Raw genomic sequence first — 1315 nt, 5'->3', positions numbered from 1 at the left:
TGGTATCAGAGCTATCAGATTTTTAGGGCTAATTGTGCATCTGCTGGGCAAACAAATTAGCCTGTAATTCAGAGCCGGCAATCGTTTTGACGATTTAGATAAAATTTTCAATGTGACACTTTAGGGTGCGGAATGTGGGTTTCAGTGATCAGTTAACAGTGTGCAGTAATCAGTGTGCAGTAATCAGTGAAAAGACAGTAGGAAACTGCTATTTACAGCCTTTCTCGTCAAGGTGAAGCACAGACACTAATACTTGCTAATCAACTATTTCAGCTGCAAGAACGAACCTCATGTATCTGAGAAACGCTGTAATACTGCTCACTTAAAACTCAAATCTGATCAACTGATCACTGATCACTGATTAGGAGTTGATTTTAGCTTTTTTAGCGATCGCTAGTAAGAGATAGATCACCAGTAGATACATCATTGGTAACACTAAGGTCATGGTAGGCATTGTTTGATTAGGGAGGAGAGAAGATAGTTAAAATTAGGTAGGCTCGATCTTTCCCCATTGATCATCGAATGACTAGCGACGAGAAAACTAGCTAAATCTGCAAACAGATCGAGCTTATCCGTCAGTCACTCTACCAAGAGACCGGGACCGAGTTGGACAGGTAATCGTTTTCAACTCCATTCTTCGCACCAGAAACCGACGAGAAAAAATTCCTCATCTTAACAATTCCTAGGTGAGAACTGGGGGTTAATTTCTTGCAACTGCCACTATCAACTTAACATAAGTTGTCAAGGACTGGGAAAAAATTTTTTTAAGCTCGATCGAAAGGAGAATAATCAAGATTTTGCAAAGAAGATTGTCGTCGTAATCATACGAAATCCTGTTTAAAAGGTAATAAAATATTGGGAAGTGGGGAGTGGGAAGTGGGTTTTTAAAGTTAGATTGGCAGTTAATCGTACTATTAAAAACGGCTCTGGTATCAAAAAGTCTCAGGGAATTATCCTACAGTTGGGAGAGTAGTTTCCGAGCATCGGCGATGATTTTATCACCCCAGAGATTTTTTGGCAGGGTTTCAACCTGAGAAAATTCAGGGTCGATTTTAAGCGCGCTTTTAGCGAGTTCGATCGCTTTCCCCGTATTGCCTTGACGGTAGAGAGTAACAGCGAGAGCCAGTTGATTTTCGGCAGATTGGGGGTTAATTTCGAGACTTTTTGAAATTGGCTAAGCTAAAACGCACTTAAACCACCTAAAATAGAAATAGTAACTTGAGAAAAATCCTACTTATGCCAGCCAAAGATTTCCTAGACTTAGAAGAAAAGAAAAACTTACAAAAAGCTCTTAAAGAAGAAGAAAGAGCAGAGG

General features: G+C 39.8%; 1 protein-coding gene. It reads right to left on the bottom strand.

Features of this window, described 5'->3' with window-relative positions; all coding sequences use genetic code 11:
- Window positions 1-955: 955 nt before the first annotated feature.
- The gene (locus O9332_RS15880) at window positions 956-1153 is read right to left on the bottom strand and encodes a tetratricopeptide repeat protein (RefSeq protein WP_223212977.1); all 198 of its coding nucleotides are present in this window, start codon (window positions 1151-1153) and stop codon (window positions 956-958) included.
- Between the last annotated feature and the right edge of the window lie 162 nt (window positions 1154-1315).

Source organism: Microcystis sp. LE19-10.1B, assembly GCF_027530565.1.
Classification (GTDB): Bacteria; Cyanobacteriota; Cyanobacteriia; order Cyanobacteriales; family Microcystaceae; genus Microcystis; species Microcystis aeruginosa.
Note: the sequence above shows the minus strand (reverse complement) of the source record. Positions and strands in the feature narration are given on the sequence as shown.